The 16,969-nt window shown below is 53.4% G+C and carries 12 protein-coding genes; 4 read left to right on the top strand and 8 right to left on the bottom strand.

Annotated elements, in window-relative coordinates; genetic code table 11:
* Positions 1-73: 73 nt before the first annotated feature.
* Positions 74-2,281, bottom strand: a complete 2,208-nt coding sequence (locus tag OGW17_RS02935; protein ID WP_071257291.1) for a TonB-dependent receptor — start codon at positions 2,279-2,281, stop codon at positions 74-76.
* A gap of 341 nt (positions 2,282-2,622) precedes the next feature.
* Between OGW17_RS02935 and OGW17_RS02940 the strand changes: the two genes are divergently transcribed.
* On the top strand, positions 2,623-3,690 hold the full coding sequence (locus OGW17_RS02940) for a LacI family DNA-binding transcriptional regulator (RefSeq protein ID WP_323068200.1): 1,068 nt from the start codon (positions 2,623-2,625) through the stop codon (positions 3,688-3,690).
* Between the two features lie 38 nt (positions 3,691-3,728).
* Here the strand turns inward: OGW17_RS02940 and OGW17_RS02945 are convergent, their stop codons facing one another.
* From OGW17_RS02945 to uxaC, 7 genes are all read right to left on the bottom strand, one after another.
* The gene (locus tag OGW17_RS02945) at positions 3,729-4,148 is read right to left on the bottom strand and encodes an RbsD/FucU family protein (protein ID WP_012134501.1); all 420 of its coding nucleotides are present in this window, start codon (positions 4,146-4,148) and stop codon (positions 3,729-3,731) included.
* Positions 4,149-4,193: 45 nt separating this feature from the next.
* Complete coding sequence (locus OGW17_RS02950) at positions 4,194-4,958, bottom strand: SDR family NAD(P)-dependent oxidoreductase (RefSeq protein ID WP_012134502.1); 765 nt, start codon at positions 4,956-4,958, stop codon at positions 4,194-4,196.
* Between the two features lie 117 nt (positions 4,959-5,075).
* Positions 5,076-6,950 carry a TRAP transporter large permease gene (locus tag OGW17_RS02955; RefSeq protein ID WP_058668440.1) on the bottom strand — a complete coding sequence of 625 codons (1,875 nt, stop codon included), beginning with the start codon at positions 6,948-6,950 and terminating at the stop codon, positions 5,076-5,078.
* A 76-nt stretch (positions 6,951-7,026) separates the two neighbouring features.
* A complete protein-coding gene (locus OGW17_RS02960; RefSeq protein ID WP_012134504.1) occupies positions 7,027-8,070 on the bottom strand; it encodes a TRAP transporter substrate-binding protein in 1,044 nt (347 codons plus the stop codon).
* Between the two features lie 372 nt (positions 8,071-8,442).
* Complete coding sequence (locus tag OGW17_RS02965) at positions 8,443-9,906, bottom strand: mannitol dehydrogenase family protein (protein ID WP_071257285.1); 1,464 nt, start codon at positions 9,904-9,906, stop codon at positions 8,443-8,445.
* Positions 9,907-9,979: 73 nt separating this feature from the next.
* Entirely contained in the window at positions 9,980-11,524 is a 1,545-nt protein-coding gene (locus tag OGW17_RS02970) for an MFS transporter (RefSeq protein WP_047459551.1), read from the bottom strand.
* Between the two features lie 20 nt (positions 11,525-11,544).
* Positions 11,545-12,954, bottom strand: a complete 1,410-nt coding sequence (uxaC, locus tag OGW17_RS02975) for a glucuronate isomerase (RefSeq protein ID WP_071257282.1) — start codon at positions 12,952-12,954, stop codon at positions 11,545-11,547.
* A gap of 478 nt (positions 12,955-13,432) precedes the next feature.
* Here uxaC and uxuA point away from each other — a divergent pair, with 478 nt between their 5' ends.
* The 3 genes from uxuA (at position 13,433) to OGW17_RS02990 (ending at position 16,942) form a co-directional block, all read left to right on the top strand.
* Positions 13,433-14,497 carry a mannonate dehydratase gene (uxuA, locus tag OGW17_RS02980; protein WP_012134508.1) on the top strand — a complete coding sequence of 355 codons (1,065 nt, stop codon included), beginning with the start codon at positions 13,433-13,435 and terminating at the stop codon, positions 14,495-14,497.
* Positions 14,498-14,647: 150 nt separating this feature from the next.
* The gene (gene hemP, locus OGW17_RS02985; RefSeq protein ID WP_077956852.1) at positions 14,648-14,884 is read left to right on the top strand and encodes a hemin uptake protein HemP; all 237 of its coding nucleotides are present in this window, start codon (positions 14,648-14,650) and stop codon (positions 14,882-14,884) included.
* 75 nt (positions 14,885-14,959) lie between these two features.
* Positions 14,960-16,942, top strand: a complete 1,983-nt coding sequence (locus tag OGW17_RS02990) for a TonB-dependent hemoglobin/transferrin/lactoferrin family receptor (protein WP_012134511.1) — start codon at positions 14,960-14,962, stop codon at positions 16,940-16,942.
* The last annotated feature ends 27 nt before the right edge of the window (positions 16,943-16,969 follow it).

Consider the following 16,969-nt stretch of genomic DNA (forward strand, 5'->3'; position numbering starts at 1 on the left):
CGTAGTACCGTAGGCCGGATAAGGCGAAGCCGTCATCCGGCATTACTACCGGGCATCCCTGCCCGTTTTTAACTCAGAAGTCGTAATTAACAGACAGTTTCAGGGTACGCGGTTCGCCACGGAACACATACACGCCATCGTAGTCGGATACGCCAGACCAGTATTGCTCGTTGGTGACGTTATCCACCCCTAAACGCCATACCATCTCATTCTGCTCCTGGTTTACGCGCATCCGGTAACGAACGCCGAGGTTAAGCGTGGTGTAACTGTCCAGCTTCTTCTCATTGGCGGCGCCGTCATACTGCGAGCCGGTGTGATTCAGTCGCGCGGTAGCGGTCAGCCCATCAACCTGCCGGATATCATATTCAGCACCGAGAACGGCGGTGAAACGTGGAGTACCGGAAGCATCATTCCCCTGGTTGACGCCATCCTGCGTTTTGGTCAGTTTCGGCTGTAACCAGGTCGCACTGCTGTTCAGACGCAGACCGTAAACCGGCTCACCAAACAGGTTAACTTCCACACCCCGGTTACGCTGCTCGCCATCGGTCGAATATTCCTGCGTCGTCTCGTTCTTAATCACGGACGGTTTCTTAATCTCAAACAGCGCCAGGCTACCGCCGACGGTGCCGAAATCAATTTTCACGCCCACTTCATTTTGCTTAGAGTGCAGAATACCGATGCTTTTACCGTAATCCGGCGACTCCTGATCGGTAATGTTTTCACCCGGCTGTAATGCCTCGGTGTGGTTGGCATACAGTGACACCGTGTCCCACGGCTTATATACGATACCGTAGGTCGGCATCCATCGACTTTCCGTATAGCGAGAAGCAGTGTCTTCTTCACCGGTCGCATTGCTGTAGTTACGCACCACCACTTTCTGATTACGCGCGGCGACGGTCAGCAGCACCTGGTCATCAAAGAATCCCAGCGTATCGCTGAGGAGATAACCCTGAGTACGGTTTCGGGAGGTTGTCAGCGGATCGTGATAGTTGCCGCCGGCGAGATCCCACTGCGGCATCGGCACGTCATGGTTGTCATAGATATTGGTCATGGAGCCAGGGTTGGCCCAGTTCATACGCCATGCCGTTTTATCGCGTTTGATCACCGCCGAATAGCCCAGGTTCACCTTATGGCTGACCGACCAGGTATCAAATTCGCCGCGAATACCCGCCATACTGCTGAACGCGTCAATAATACGGTTGGTATACAGCACATTGACGACAGCATCACCCGATCTGTCCAGTAATTTTGGCGCGGTATAAATCCCGGTTTCATGCGCATGTTGCGCCCCGGCGCCGCCGTAGACCGTCCAGTTATTCAGGATGTCGTATTCAGCGCGCGCCATACCGAACTGGTTAGTGATATCACTGTAGCCCCACTTCTGGCTGTAGTTATCCGTGTTGTTCGGTACATCCGGCACGAAATCGACGCCGCTTAAGTTAATTCCCATCGTCCCGCCGTGGAACGTCTTTTTCTGGGCGGCGACATCCAGCGAGGAGCGCAGTTTATCGCCGCGATAATCCAGCCCGAGGGCGGCCAGCGTCGTGCGCTTTTTCTCGTTATCAACGGCGGTTTCGCCTTCACGATGCAGAATGTTTACTCGCGCGCCAAACTGATTGTTATCGCCAAAACGACGACCGGCATCCAGCGTGGCGCCTACCTGAGTTGAAGAGGTGTAATCCACTCCCAGGCGCGTCAGCGGCAGGTCATCAGCATGTTTCGGCTCCATGTTGACCATACCGCCCACGCCGGAACTTGCTGCGCCGTTCACGAAAGAACTGGCGCCTTTAAACACTTCCACGCGCTCAAACAGCGAAGCATCCACGACCTGACGCGGCAGCACGCCAGCCAGACCGCCCCAGGTCACGTCATCCCCCGCCAGCTCAAAGCCGCGAATACGATAGTTTTCTGAGAAGTTCCCGTATCCCTGTACGGGCTGTACTGCGGCGTCGTTTTTCAGCACCTCGCCGATGGTCTTCGCCTGCTGGTCTTCCACCAGTTTTGAGGTGTAACCGATAACGTTAAACGGCACATCCATCGCTTTTTGTTCGCCCAGAACCCCCAGTCGTCCTCCGTGGGCAACCTGCCCCTCCAGGAACGCGGGCACCTGCGCGTCGCCACCGGCTTTAAAACCACTGTTTGCGGATTTGGCCTCAACGACCATCGTATCTTCTTTCCCGGTAGTGTCTTCTGCTGCGTAAACACCGTGAGCGGCGGCACCAATCGCGAATGCCAGCAAGGATTTTTGCAGAGAATAATTATTTTTTGCGCTGCTTTTCATCATTAATCTCATGAATACAAGGACACGAAAAAAACCCTTTAAAATGGGGTTTTATTGAATGAAACCCGAACAAAAATGCTCGTTTTATGTATGGGAAGGGTTTTCCATATATATGTTCTGTGTCCATCCTTGATACGAAGAATAATCACCGAAACCCGCACAGCCAACATGATAATGAGAGTGAAACTCATTATCAATGTTATTTAGATTTTTCATTGTGTGAACAACGGTTACGGGATTTATGGCATTGACACGATTAGCTGTAACGTTACACTAAACCGTTGTAGTTTATACTCTGCTATCCAGATGGCGATACTGAATGAGCCGCCATTCACCGATTGCTGCAAAGGAGATGTATGGCAAACATTCGAGATGTCGCAAAGCATGCGGGCGTTTCCGTCAGCACGGTGTCCAATGTGCTTAACGGCCGCGCCGATCAAATGCGCCCGGAAACGCTGGCGCGCATTCAGCAAAGCATGCAAACGCTCAACTATTTCCCCAACCGGGTCGCCCAGCAACTCAAAACGGGGCAGGCAAAAATGATCGGGTTACTGGTGCCATCCATCGTGAACCCCAGCTTTGCGGCACTGGCGCGTGAAGTGGATCTGGCCGCCAAAAAACACCTCTACCGCGTGCTGATCGGCAACACCTATCGCCAAATCGAAGAAGAAGAAGCGTTTCTGGAAGATATGTTTGCTCATGGCGTTCGCGGGATTATTGTGGCCGCCTGTGATATCGAAAAGCCGCATTTCGCCCGCGCGGCGGCGCAGGGCATGATAATGGTGAACTACGATGGCCGTATGCCCGCAAGCGTTGACTCTGGCGGTTTCGCGCTGGACAGCGTTTCAATGGATAACGTTGAGGCGGGCCGAATGGCGGCAGAGCATCTTATCGCGCGCGGGTGTCGCCGCCTCGCGTTTGCGACCGTCGCAGGGATGACCCCCAGCCGCGCGCATAAAATAGAAGGCTTTCTCAGCGCGGTACGCCAGCACAACATGTATCGTGAAGGGATGATCATCGAAGGAAAAGCGATGGCCGCCTACGGAGATACGGAAATGACCGAACTGGGCCGTTCTCTGGCGCAAACCCTCTGCCAGCAATCCCTTCGTCCTGACGGCATCGTCGCCATTAACGATGCGCTTGGCATTGGTTTGATGAGTGGTTTGCACGAAGCCCGCATCCGCGTGCCGGAAGAGATCTCTCTCGTCGGTATCGACAATATTTCACTCTCTGGCCTGGTTTACCCCGGCCTGACCTCTATTATGCCGCCGCTCACGGAGATGGCGGACGTGATGGTTGAGCGCCTGATCGCCCGAATAGAGACTCCGGTAATCCCTCCCGACGAATTTTTGTTTCCCCCTTCCCTGGTATGCCGACAATCGGTGCGGGAAGCGGAAAATATACGATGAGAATAACGCGAGAAGAACGTCGCGTTCTTCTCGTCTTCTCAGAGTAATGTCGGGCCGACGGTGAGGAGAATATTGGCAAAACGGCGGGTTTCGCCTGACGCAATCACCAGCAGCGTATCCGATGATTTCGCCAGCGCGTAAAACGCATTTCGCTCAACATGAGCAAGTTCCGTCATTTCTGAAAGCAGACCACGGTATTCACGCTCAATCGTGTTATCAAATTCAGCCGGGCTCGTCATTAACGTCGCTTTCTCTACGTTAATATAGCCAAGAATTTTCTCCAGAATCATCACGCTGCCAATTAAGCCGGGAGAAAAGTTAAGCCAGATAATACGTGCCTGCGGTGACGAGTTGGTCAGGAAAGAGTAATTCGCATCCGCGATCAGAATATTGGCTTTATGACCGCACTGCGCCAATGCCTGTAATAAATCAGGATGAATAATATCTGACTTTATCATAAAGAGTCCCTTTTAAATCAGGCGGGTTTTACAACCCGCCCGCTTTTACGCCCGATAAATACCGCCATTAATATCAATCGTCGCGCCGGAGACGAAACCATCATATTCAGAGGCGAGGAAACAGATTACCCGGGCGACATCTTCAGGCGTACCGGCGCGCCCCAAAGGAATAGCCTGAATCGTCTGGTCGGCAGACGCCTGCGTCGTATGCTGATTATGAAAACGGGTGCCCAGAATCAATCCTGGGGCCACGGCGTTCACCCGAATGCCAGATTCGCCCAGTTCGGCGGCAAGTGAGCGTGTCCAGGTCAAGACGGCGCCTTTCGTGGTGGAATAAACCAGAGAGCCCGCATGGCCGCCGGAACGACCGGCTAATGACGCCAGATTCACAATGCTCGCCCCATCTGGCGAGGCTTTCAGCCAGGGTAACGCCTGCTGGGTGACATTGAGCATCGTGGTCATATTCACGTCAATAACGGTACGCCAGAACTGTGGTTCGATCTCGCCGAGCCATTTTCGGGCGATAATTCCACCGACGTTATTCACCAGAATATCAATGCCGCCAAGAAACGCCGCGCCCTGTGCAACGCACCGCGCGGCATCTTCCTCATTCGTTAAATCAGCATAACCGCAAGCCGCCCGGCCTCCCTTTTGCTCCGCAATGGCCATTAATTCTCGTGGGCCTTCTTCGCCACTGAAATAATGAATATAGATATCACATCCGGCCTCAATTAATTTTCTGGCCGTTTCTTTACCAATACCCTGTTCCGCACCGGTAATAAAAACTTTTTTACCCACTAATGATCCCATTTCATACTCCACTTATTCAGATTTAAACATCGCCAGGCGATAACCTGTCGCGTTACTGCTATTTTCAGCGCGCGGACATCCCCGCCACTGAGCGTGGCGAATATCCGTAATGAATAATCAGTAGCCTGCCAGTCCAGGCAACCAGGTGGTTAATGGCGGTGCCATCGCCACAATGATGATGCCGACGAAAACAACCGCCAGATATTTCGCCATTGGCCGAATAACATGTTTCATCTCCACGCCGCAGATGGCGCAGGTGGTATACAGCCCTAATCCAATCGGCGGTGAAAATAAGCCAAAGCCCATCGCCAGAATCATGACAATACCGAAATGCAGCGGGTTAAACCCAAGCTGAATGGCGATTGGCACCAGGATAGGGGCGAAAATGATCAACGCTGGCGCACCTTCCAGAACCGCGCCAAAGATAATCAGAATCACAATGGTCAACAGCAGGAACAGCCAGGCGCCCTGCTCCATCCCAATCCCCACCAGCAGTTCAGCGATTTGCTGCGGAATCATCTGTATCGTCAGCGCATAAGAAAGGCTGGTCGCGCAGGCGACGATGAACAGCAGTACGCCGGACATGGCCGCGATATCAATAAACATTTTTACCGTCGCTTTCAGCGTCAGCTCGCGAAACGCCAGGCGACCGACAACGATGGCGTAAATCACCGCAAAGGCGGAGATTTCTGTCGAGGTGGCAATCCCCATCATCACCCCACGGCCAATCATAAAGATCATGACCAGCCCCACGGCGGCGCCAAGGTAGAGCTGCGCACGCGGGCGTAAAACCGGGTAAGCCTCGCTAACGTTAATTTTTCCGCCGAAACGATTGGCCGCGATCATCAGCAGTATCAGCAGGCAGACGGCGGGAACCAGGCCGGCGATAAACAGCGCGCCGATGGAGATATTCGCCACAAACCCCATGACGATCAGGTTTACGCACGGAGGAATGGTCTCCGCCATCACCGCCGATGCGGCGAACACCCCTGCGGCCTCTTCGCTGTCCTGCTTAGCGCGACGCACCGCAGGCATCAAGACACCGCCCACCGCAGCGACATCCGCCAGTTTGGAACCGGAAATCCCGGAGAAGAAGGCCATCGACAGCACGGTCGTCATGTTTAACCCGCCGCGAAAGCGCCCCATCCCGCGCACAATCAGCTCAACCAGACGCGTTGACATCCCGTTGATTTCCATTGCCGCCCCGGCAAGTAAAAAGAACGGAATCGCCAGCAGAACGAAGTGGTCTACCCCGGCGGCAACCTGCTGAGAGAAAAAGACAAACGGTAACGACGGATCGCAAATAAAGAACACCATTGCGGACATGCCCAGCGTAAACGCGATAGGCACACCGGCCAGGATACCCAGCGCAAAACAGATCAGCATCAGTCCCGCCGCCGCGCTGGCCGGATCGGCCATCAGCGAGAGTTTCAGATACCCCAGCGCCGCCAGCACCAGGATTCCGCCGCCGCTGAGCAGAACAACCCGCGCGCGTTCATGCAGCGCATGTTCCAGTGCGGCCACCATCATTACCACGGAACCGATCAACACCGGGATAACGTAAATCGTCTGCGGCAGGCCGGTCTCGGTCGTTTGTACCCGCGCGGCCTGCACCAGGTCATAACTGGAAATCACCAGCCCCACCGACACCAGAAACAGCACCCAACGACTGGCGTGGATAACATAAGGGCGCACCTGCTCGGGCAAAAAACGCAGGAACAGATCGACGCCAATATGCCCGCCTCTGCCTGTGGACGTGGCCACGCCAAAAAAGACGAGGGCAATCATCAGCGCACGCGCCACCTCTTCCGCCCAGTGAATCGGTGAATGCAATGCGTAGCGCCAGATAACGGATGCGAATACCACCAGTACGTTGATAAACAGCACCAGTGCCCCGGCCCAGGATGTTAAGGTCGTTAAGCCTCTGCTCAGTCGGCCTAACAGCATCAGCAAAGCATTTTCATCCTTTGCTTTCATAGAGATATCTGCCATGTTGGACTCCTTTCATGGGCTTACCGGGTGATACCGCCGACCCACCCCAAAACCGGCTGAATCGGCGGCTCACGTATTACGACTTATCGCCTGGCGCCGCGGCGGTAATCTCATCAACAATCGGTTTCATATCAGGATATTGATCGAGGAATGCCTTCCAGACCGGCTGCACCTGCTGCGCAAAGTACGCGCGATCGGTCTCGCGGAATGTCACCCCTTTGGCTTCCAGGTTTTTAATCGCTTCCTGCTCTTTCTGGCTTGCCTGCTGGCGCTCGTACTCTGTGGCTTCCTGCGCCGCCGCAAGGACATCGGCCCGCAGCGCTTCTGGAATTTGCTCGAAGCTCTTCTTATTCATGGCGATCATCAGCGGGTTAAAGCTATGGCGGGTCAGGGTGCCATTCTTGATAATTTCATAATATTTGCTGGAGTAGATGGTCGGCGCATCATGTTCAACGCCATCGATAACGCCCATTTGCAGACTGGAATAGACCTCGCCGCCCGGCATCGGAATCGCCACCGCGCCCATATGATTCAGCGTGGCGATAAAGTTAGGCACCGGCAGAACGCGGATTTTCAGATTCTTTAAATCTTCAGGTTTTTCAATGGCCTTTTTGGTATACACATTACGCGCGCCTAAGTTATAGCCATAACCCAGCACCATAACGTTGGCTTTATTCAGCATTAACGCAGAAAGCTGCTCGCCCGCTTTTCCGTCCAGCGTTTTGCCAACCTGGTCGTAATCTTTAAACAGATACCCCAGATCCAGAACGCCGATTTCAGGCACCAGCGTGGCCCAAATCGAGGTGCCGGAGATCATCATATTGATTGCGCCAATGCGTACCTGCTGCGTGGCATCGGCCTCTTTTCCTAACATCCCGTTGGCGAAATAGTTGAGCTTAATTTGCCCTTTCAATTTTTCGTTTTTGTTCAGGTTCTCCTGAAAACGGGTAAACCAGATATAGTGCGCGGAGGAATCATCCCCGGGCAGCGAGGAGTAAACGCGAAAATTAAGCGCTGCCTGAGCAAAAGAAGTCACCACACTGCCCGCTATCAGCGCGGTACTTAAGCAAGCTAAAGCTAAAAAACGTCTGGTCGAACGAAGCTGTTTTATTTCCATCATGATTGTCCTTCCACATACCATTAGGGTAGCGATAACGCCGTCTGGCACCGCTAAATCGCCAGGAGAGTAAATGAGAAAAACTGCTGTATGTTTCTTCTGTAACGTTTTAGTGTAACGTTACAGAAACTATCCGCCTCCCTGTACAAAAGCAAGTCGCTTCCTTTCATCAGTGGGAGTGATATGTGAATTTTGTGGCGGACATCGCTAATTCGCGCAGGTGCGTTACATCGTTAAAACGACATCATCGCTGTTTAGTCACTGTTTAGCGCAGAAGAAAGCGACGGGAGAGAAAAAAGAGAAAAAGGGTTGGTGAATGGGGGGCGTCAGTCAACGCAGGAGTGCCGTCGTTATCTGGCGGCACTCCTTTACGCTTTACCGTTCAGAGATATAGCGGGCAACCGTCGCTTTCGCGCCGTTTTCCAGCAGCGACAGGTAAGCCTGCGTTACCTGCGCCACAAACAGCGGCTCATGCGGTAATTCGTTCCCGAAAATGGCCTCCACACCCAGCAGCGCTTTTACCCGCGCCTCGCCTTCCGCGCTCTGCATCACCGCATTCTGCAAGACCGGCAACAGCGGATCGCTGACGTCAATACGGTTTCCCTGTTCATCCACCCCGCCGACGTAACGCATCCAGCCCGCAACGCCCAGCGCCAGCAGATCGAAACGATGGTGGTGAACCAGGTGCCAGCGAACGGAATCCAGCATGCGCTGCGGCAGTTTCTGGCTGCCGTCCATCGCAATCTGCCAGGTACGGTGACGCAGCCCCGTGTTGCTGTAGCGCGCAATCAGCATATCGGCATAGCGGGTGAGATCCACCCCCGTCACGTTCAGCGTCGGCGCCTGCTCTTCCAGCATCAGCGCCCTCGCGGCGTGTCGGAAGTGCTCATCTTCCATACACTCATTAATGTGCTGATAGCCGGAAAGATAACCCAGATAAGCGAGGAAAGAGTGGCTGCCATTAAGCATACGCAGCTTCATCTCTTCAAACGGCAGCACGTCAGCCACCAGTTCGGCTCCGGCCTTTTCCCATTCCGGGCGGCCTGCGACAAAGTTATCCTCGATAACCCACTGGCGGAATGGCTCGCAGGCCACGCCTGCCGGGTCGCGCACACCAGTAAGCTGTTCAATCTTATCCAGCATTTCCGCCGTCATCGCCGGGACGATACGATCCACCATCGTGGAGGGGAACGTCACGTTCTGCGCAATCCAGGCAGCCAGCCCGGCATCAACGGCTTGCGCATAGGCGCATATTACGTTGCGCATAACATGACCGTTTTCCGGCATATTGTCGCAGGACATTACGGTAAACGCCGGGAGGCCCGCCGCTCTGCGGCGCGCCAGCGCGGCGACAATAACGCCCGGCGCTGATTTTGGCTGCTGAGGGTTTTGCAGATCGGCAACGATAGCCGGGTGATCGAGCATCAACTGGCCGGTAGCCGGAGAGTGGCAGTAGCCTTTTTCCGTGATCGTCAACGATACAATGGCAACCTGCGGCTCGCACATGGCAGCCAGCACCGTTTCCAGGCCATCCACCTGCGCATGCAGCGCGTTCTTCACTACGCCAACCACGCGGGCGGTCCAGGCATCGGCCGACATTTCCGCCACCGTATAGAGGCGATCCTGATTTTTCAGATCGGCGATCTGCTGCTCGCCGCCAATCAGGTTAACTTCGGTGTATCCCCAGTCGCTGCCGTGTTCCGCAGCCAGAATATCCGCATAAACGGCCTGATGCGCACGATGAAACGCGCCGAATCCCAGGTGAACAATTCGCGGAACCAGCGCGTTGCGATCCCAGTTCGGAACGGTGGCATTCGCGTGTAATAGCTTATTTTGCATCTTTCTACTCACTGTATAAAAAGAGGGATTGGCGGCAGCAGGCCTATTGCGCCCTTGCTGCCGCCAGGCTGTATCAGCTCAGTATGGAGGTGGGTTCAGCGGGCTTTACCCGTTCAGGCGCGCTTTGACACCAGAGCGAGTCATAGCTGTAGCCCGTCAGGTCTTCCACAATATGGCGGGCTTCCGGCGTCACATCCTGTTTAAGACCGTCCGCTTTGAGACGTTCAATTTCGTCCACGAAAATTTTGTGCGTGCGCTTATTCAGATGGAAGGTCAGCGCTTGCCACAGTGCAATGATCAGAAGCCCGGCCGTACCAACGAACAGCAGCATGGCAATGGTCGTGATCGCTTCCTGCGGCTGCGTCTGGCTGCCTTTCACGAAGCCGCCGCTTTGCAGAAGCAGGCCCACGGCAAAGGTCGCAATAGCTACCGTTGTCTTACGGGAGAACGTCATGACGGCGGCAAACAGCCCTTCACGGCGCTGACGGGTGATCATTTCGTCAATGTCCGGGATGAACGGGAACACGTTCCACGGCGTGAACTCCAGAATGCAGCGCCCGACCTGGTAAACCCCGGCGAGAATCACCAACAATACGATTTTGTTGTCGGTCGGGAACTGGTAAACCAGGAAGAACCCGCCCAGGCACAGCATCATCAGGCTGTAGGAGAAGACATAGAGGCGAGAAGGGCCATATTTAATAATCGCCACGCCCGCCGCCAGCGTGACCGGCAAGCCGACGATACTCATCGACAGCAATGTTCCCGCCAGCGAGGATGAAACATTCAGGCAGTAGACGCAGAAAAAGACGAATACGGTGTTGTAGACATCCTTGGCGGTAAAGGAGAAGAGATAGATCGCCAGATGTTTACGGAACGCGCGCACTTTTAACGTTGAGGCATACTCTTTGAACAGGTTGCCAAACGCCGCCAGTTTTTCGCCAGCGGTCATCGGCTGACGTTCTTTTTCCATTTCCGCCAGCATTTCCGGCGTCAGTTCACGTTCCCAGGTCACTTTCCAGGAGATAAACACACAGACCGTAAACAGCACGGCAAATACAACGCCGTTGATCAGATACGCATCCGCGTTGTTTTCACCCAGCCAGCCGATCAGCAGGCCCGGAATAAAGGTGGCAAGGAACGTCCCGGATGCCGACAGGAACATGCGGCACGTTGACAGTTTGGTACGGTCATTGAAGTCTTTGGTCATCTCAGACGGCAGCGTTTCCCACGGGATCAGCACCATAGCGGCGATAATCTCAAAGGCCAGGTACACAGCGAGATAGAACCAGAAGTTCATGCCGTTCATCCATAACAGGATGTAAACCAGCATGAGTGGCGCGCCAATGAGCAGGAAGAAACGGCGGCGGCCAAATTTCTTGCCCAAATAATGCTTATAGAAATGGTCCGTGAAGCTGCCCATAAACAGGCTCACGATCGCATCGACAATACGCGCGATCGCCACAATAGACGCCGCTTCAATCGGCGACAGACCAACAAAGGTGGTATAGAAGAAAAGCAGCCAGGCACCGATAACGGTAAATGCGCCGCCCCCCATGATATCCGTCAGGCCGTAGCCGATACTGACGGGAATGGTGACTTTTCTGTTCTTACGGGTCATCGTTTATTCCTGCATCAGTCTTATCGAAAACGGAAATAGCGGCGGGCGTTATCCACGCAGATGCCACGAATCATGTTATTGAGGATCGCATCGTCCTCCGGCACTTCCCCTCTTTCGACCCACCCGCCAATCAAATCACAGAGGATTCGGCGGAAATAATCGTGTCGGGTATAGGAGACAAAGCTACGGGAATCCGTCAGCATACCAATAAAGTTAGAGAGTAATCCCTGATCGGCAAGCGCATTGAGCTGATTCACCATGCCGCGTCGCGTATCGTTAAACCACCAGCCGGAGCCAAATTGCAGCGGGGATTTCACGCCATCTTCACCGCTCTGGAAATTAGCGATGGTGGAGGCAACCACATCGTTATAGCTGGCGTTGAGGTTATAGAGGATCGTTTTCGGCAGACCGTTGTTTTCCGCCATTGCGTTCAGCAGACCATTCAGGCTTTCCGCAAGGTGCGTCTGATCGCCAATGGAATCAAAGCCACAGTTAATGCCGATTTTTTCGAACATTGGCGTGTTATTGTTGCGAATCGCGCCAAAGTGAATCTGCATTGCCCAGTCGCGCTGTTTGTACATTTTGGCTAAGGCGACAAAAATAAGGCTATCCCAGGCCTGAAGTTCATCTTCACTCAGCGCATCACCTGCCAGTCGGCGCTGGAACAGCGCGGCCTGCCCGGCAGCATCAAGCGGGCGAAAACGAACGGCCAGCGGCCCATGATCCGACACCCGGCAACCCGTGCTGTGGAAAAAATCGACGCGCGCTTCAAGCGCCGCGAGGAACTCATTCAGAGTGGTAATGGTTTTTCCGGTTTTCTGCGACAGGCGAGAAACAAACGTCAGGAAGCGATCGGGATGCGTTTCAAACAGTTCATCGGGACGGAAGGTCGGCAGCACGAGCGTTGAAAAATCACGCTTTTCCGCCAGTCGCTGATGATATTCCAGATCGTCAAGCGGCCCATCGGTTGTGCAAAGCGCTTCAACATTTGAACGGGTAATTAACGCCTGCGGTAAAAAATCATCGCGACGTAATTGTTCATTACACTGCGCCATAATCGTGCGCCAGTTCTTACTGTTTAGCGTTTCCTCAATCGCGAAATAATATTTCAGTTCAAGATGAGTCCAGTGATACAGCGGATTACCAAAACTGGCCTCAACGGTTTGCGCCCACGCTTCAAATTTTTCCTCTGAAGAGGCGTCGCCGGTAATTTTCCGCTCGGGTATGCCATTGGCGCGCATCGCCCGCCATTTATAATGGTCCCCTTCCAGCCAAAGCTGGGTAATATCGGCAAAAGGTTTGTTTTCCCAAATCGCTTTCGCTTCAAGATGGCAGTGATAGTCAATAATAGGTAACGTCTTAGCCAGCTCAGAATACAACCGCTGACCCGGTTCGTTATTTATAATAAAACTTTGATTTATCATGGACATAATTACTCCGCACAAGGGGATGGCTTTTGCTAAAACGTCCCCAGGTTGAGGCTAAAATCGGTGTATGACAGGTACTTAATAGCCCCGACATTACCCCTCCCGCCCATTTAAAGTCTACTACCATACAAGTGTAATTAAGAAATTTGTGACTTAAATCATGTTATGCAACTTTCAATAAAAAAATCACTTTCAGTCGTAATGGCGTGTATTAATCCCTGTGCTATAGCGGTTATTTTCACGATAAACGACAAATAAGAACAAACTGATCATTATATTTTACAAAATTAAAACACTTACCGGAAATAAGCTTTCCAGTAAAAGCTTCCCCTTAACGGAAATGTATATTCCTGGCGGCATTTAATCTTTTTTCTACGGTAAGGTTGATCAAATTGTCATTACTGAATATGCTAGTCAATACTAGTATGGTATGAAGTTAAATATACGAAATACGCAATAAGATAAGAAAGGCGGACAAAGAATGCAGATGACAATGCGCTGGTTTGGGCCACAGGAAGACAAAATCCCGTTGGAATACATTCGCCAGGTGCCGGGTGTAGAAGGCGTCGTCGGGGCGCTCTATGATGTCGCCCCTGGAGAAGTGTGGCCGGTTGAAAAAATTAAGGCGCTGGTTGAGCAGGCGCACGCTGCGGGCCTGAAGATGGAAGTCATCGAAAGCGTCAATATCCACGATGACATCAAAATCGGCACCCCGGAACGCGATCGCTATATTGAGAATTACAAGCAGACGATCCGCAACCTGGCGGGCTTTGGCATAAAGGTCATCTGTTATAACTTCATGCCGGTCTTCGACTGGATGAAAACGGACATGAACTACGTCCTGCCGGACGGTTCTCTGACGATGGCCTTTGAAAAACATGGCATTGATAAGACGCTGGAAGAGGTCGTAAAAGAGGTTCTGGATAACTCCAACGGTTTCGCATTACCGGGATGGGAACCTGAGCGCCTGGCTAAAGTGCAGGAATTATTCGCGCGCTACAGTGGAGTGGATGACGACAAGCTGCGGGAAAACCTGTTTTATTTCCTCCGGGAGATTATTCCCGTGTGCGAAGAAGTGGGCGTGAAAATGGCCATTCACCCGGACGATCCGCCGTATTCTATTTTCGGCCTTCCGCGCGTGGTCAAAAACCACGCCGACCTGGCGATGATTTGCGATGCCGTTGACTCTCCGGCGAATGGCATCACCCTCTGTACCGGTTCGATCGCGGAAGATCCAGAAAATAACGTCTATGAAATCCTGGCTGAATTCACGCGTCGCAAACGCCTCCATTTTGCGCACGTACGCAACATTAAGCTGATCAAAGATAAAGACTTCTACGAATCGGCCCACCCTTCGCAGTACGGTTCGCTGGACATGTACCGCGTAATGCAGGCGCTCCACGATAACGGCTTTGATGGCTACATCCGCCCGGATCACGGTCGCTTTATCTGGGGAGAAACGGGACGCCCAGGCTATGGTCTTTACGACCGCGCGCTCGGCGTCACTTACCTGTCAGGTCTCTGGGAAGCGCTGGAGAAAAAATAAAGTCCGTTGTGAATCACGATGTAACGAGATAAAAAACCCGCCATTTTGCGGGTTTTTACTTGCCGTACCCCTCAATATCACCGCTTTTCTCACCAAAGTTGATCCAGACGCTATTTTACGAAAAAACGCTTGATGCAAAAATTGATCTTGATGATAATCATTCTTGTTATCATGTTTATTATCATTTTCATAACGGATGCGCCCGCTATGCATAACACTATGGCTGCAATAATAAAAAACAACGCTCCGCTTTCTCCTTCAGGCACCAAACGCCAGATAGACAGCAAAGTATTGCTCGGCGAAGAAGGCTGGGTACTGATTGAGCATAAGGGTGAACATTATCTGCTCCGCCAGACGCAATCCGGGAAACTGATCCTGACTAAATAAATAACCAATTTCGCCAGCCACCCAGGTCTCCCCCCAGGCAGCCAGCACTTTTCAATTTCCTTATGGAGAGTTGTTATGTTACGCCTGCAATCTGCCTCTTTGCGCCCATCTCTGCTGGCGCTGGCAATCGTTAGCACCCTGCCAGGAGCGGCTTACGCGACCACAGACGATATCACCGTCACTGCGACCGGTAATGCGCGCAGCACCTTTGAAGCCCCCATGATGGTGAGCGTTATCGATACGTCCGATCCCGAAAACCAGACCGCCAGCTCGGCAGCCGATCTGCTGCGTCCTGTTCCAGGGATCACCCTGAGCGGAAGCGGGCGAACCAACGGCCAGGATATCAGTATGCGTGGCTATGATCGTCGCGGCGTACTGATTCTGGTGGACGGCGTTCGTCAGGGAACCGATACCGGGCACCTCAACAGCACCTTCCTCGATCCGGCGTTGATCAAACGTATTGAGATCGTTCGCGGCCCTTCCGCACTGCTGTACGGCAGCGGCGCGCTGGGTGGCGTGATCTCTTATGAAACCGCCGATGCGAAAGATCTGCTTCAGGAAGGCCAGAACAGCGGTTTCCGCGTCTTTGGCACTGGCGGCACCGGCGATCACAGTCTGGGAATGGGCGCCAGCGCCTTTGGCCGAACCGATAACCTTGATGGACTGGTGGCATGGTCCAGCCGCGATCGTGGCGACCTGCGTCAGGGCGACGGCTCCACGGCGCCAAATGATGAATCGATCAATAACATGCTGGCAAAAGGCACCTGGTATATTAACGATGCGCAGGCGCTGAGTGGGTCATTACGTTACTACAACAACGACGCGCAAGAGCCGAAGAACCCGCAAACGATTGATGCCTCCACCAGCAACCCTCTTGTGGATCGCTCGACCATCCAGCGCGACATGCAACTCTCTTACAGGATCGCGCCGCAGGGCAACGACTGGCTGAATGCCGATGCTAAAGTGTACTGGTCTGAAGCGCGCATCAACGCCCAGAACGTCGATAACACGGGCGAATTTCGCAAACAAACCACCAAAGGCGGAAAAGTTGAAAACCGCACGCGTCTCTTCAGCGACGCTTTCGCCTCTCACCTGCTGACGTATGGCGGAGAGTATTACCGTCAGGAGCAAAAACCCGGCGGCGTGACAACCGGCTTCCCGGAAGCAAAAATCGACTTCAGCTCCGGCTGGTTGCAGGATGAAATCACCCTTCGCGACCTGCCCGTCACCCTGCTGGGCGGCACGCGTTACGACAACTACCGCGGCAGCAGCGACGGCTATGACGATGTTGATGCCGATAAATGGTCATCCCGCGCCGGGTTAACCGTCAGCCCGACGGACTGGCTGATGCTGTTTGGCTCTTACGCCCAGGCATTCCGCGCGCCGACAATGGGTGAAATGTATAACGATGCAAAACACTTCTCCATTGGCAGCTTCTACACTAACTACTGGGTGCCAAACCCTAACCTGCGCCCGGAAACCAACGAAACGCAGGAGTACGGTTTTGGTCTGCGTTTCGACAATCTGATGCTGTCCAACGATGCGCTGGAGTTCAAAGCCAGCTACTTTGATACCAAAGCAAAAGATTACATCTCCACGACCGTCGATTTCGCCGCCGCGACCACCATGTCTTACAACGTCCCGAACGCCAAAATCTGGGGCTGGGATGTGATGACGAAATATACCGCTGATCTGTTCAGCCTCGACGTGGCCTACAACCGCACCCGTGGGAAAGACAAGGATACCGGAGAATATATCTCCAGCATTAACCCGGATACCGTCACCAGCAAGCTGAATATTCCCGTCGCGCAGAGCGGCTTCTCCGTTGGCTGGGTAGGAACGTTTGCCGATCGCTCAACGCATATCAGCAGCGAATACAGCAAACAGCCGGGTTATGCCGTCAACGACTTTTACGTTAGCTACCAGGGACAGCAGGCGCTGAAAGGCATGACCACCACGCTGGTGTTGGGTAACGCCTTCGATAAAGAGTACTGGTCGCCGCAGGGCATCCCGCAGGACGGGCGCAACGGCAAGATTTTCGTGAGCTATCAATGGTAATCACCCGCCCCGGTTCGCCGGGGCAAA

It is taken from the genome of Citrobacter sp. CK181 (genome assembly GCF_030333595.1).
GTDB classification, from domain to species: Bacteria; Pseudomonadota; Gammaproteobacteria; order Enterobacterales; family Enterobacteriaceae; genus Citrobacter_B; species Citrobacter_B koseri.

What these genes read in the sequence shown, in the direction of transcription:
- OGW17_RS02935 (WP_071257291.1), bottom strand. Translation starts at nt 2,281, where the DNA reads ATGAAAAGCAGCGCAAAAAATAATTATTCTCTGCAAAAATCCTTGCTG.
- OGW17_RS02945 (WP_012134501.1), bottom strand. Translation starts at nt 4,148, where the DNA reads ATGATAAAGTCAGATATTATTCATCCTGATTTATTACAGGCATTGGCG.
- OGW17_RS02950 (WP_012134502.1), bottom strand. Translation starts at nt 4,958, where the DNA reads ATGGGATCATTAGTGGGTAAAAAAGTTTTTATTACCGGTGCGGAACAG.
- OGW17_RS02955 (WP_058668440.1), bottom strand. Translation starts at nt 6,950, where the DNA reads ATGGCAGATATCTCTATGAAAGCAAAGGATGAAAATGCTTTGCTGATG.
- OGW17_RS02960 (WP_012134504.1), bottom strand. Translation starts at nt 8,070, where the DNA reads ATGATGGAAATAAAACAGCTTCGTTCGACCAGACGTTTTTTAGCTTTA.
- OGW17_RS02965 (WP_071257285.1), bottom strand. Translation starts at nt 9,906, where the DNA reads ATGCAAAATAAGCTATTACACGCGAATGCCACCGTTCCGAACTGGGAT.
- OGW17_RS02970 (WP_047459551.1), bottom strand. Translation starts at nt 11,524, where the DNA reads ATGACCCGTAAGAACAGAAAAGTCACCATTCCCGTCAGTATCGGCTAC.
- uxaC (WP_071257282.1), bottom strand. Translation starts at nt 12,954, where the DNA reads ATGTCCATGATAAATCAAAGTTTTATTATAAATAACGAACCGGGTCAG.
- uxuA (WP_012134508.1), top strand. Translation starts at nt 13,433, where the DNA reads ATGCAGATGACAATGCGCTGGTTTGGGCCACAGGAAGACAAAATCCCG.
- hemP (WP_077956852.1), top strand. Translation starts at nt 14,648, where the DNA reads ATGATAATCATTCTTGTTATCATGTTTATTATCATTTTCATAACGGAT.
- OGW17_RS02990 (WP_012134511.1), top strand. Translation starts at nt 14,960, where the DNA reads ATGTTACGCCTGCAATCTGCCTCTTTGCGCCCATCTCTGCTGGCGCTG.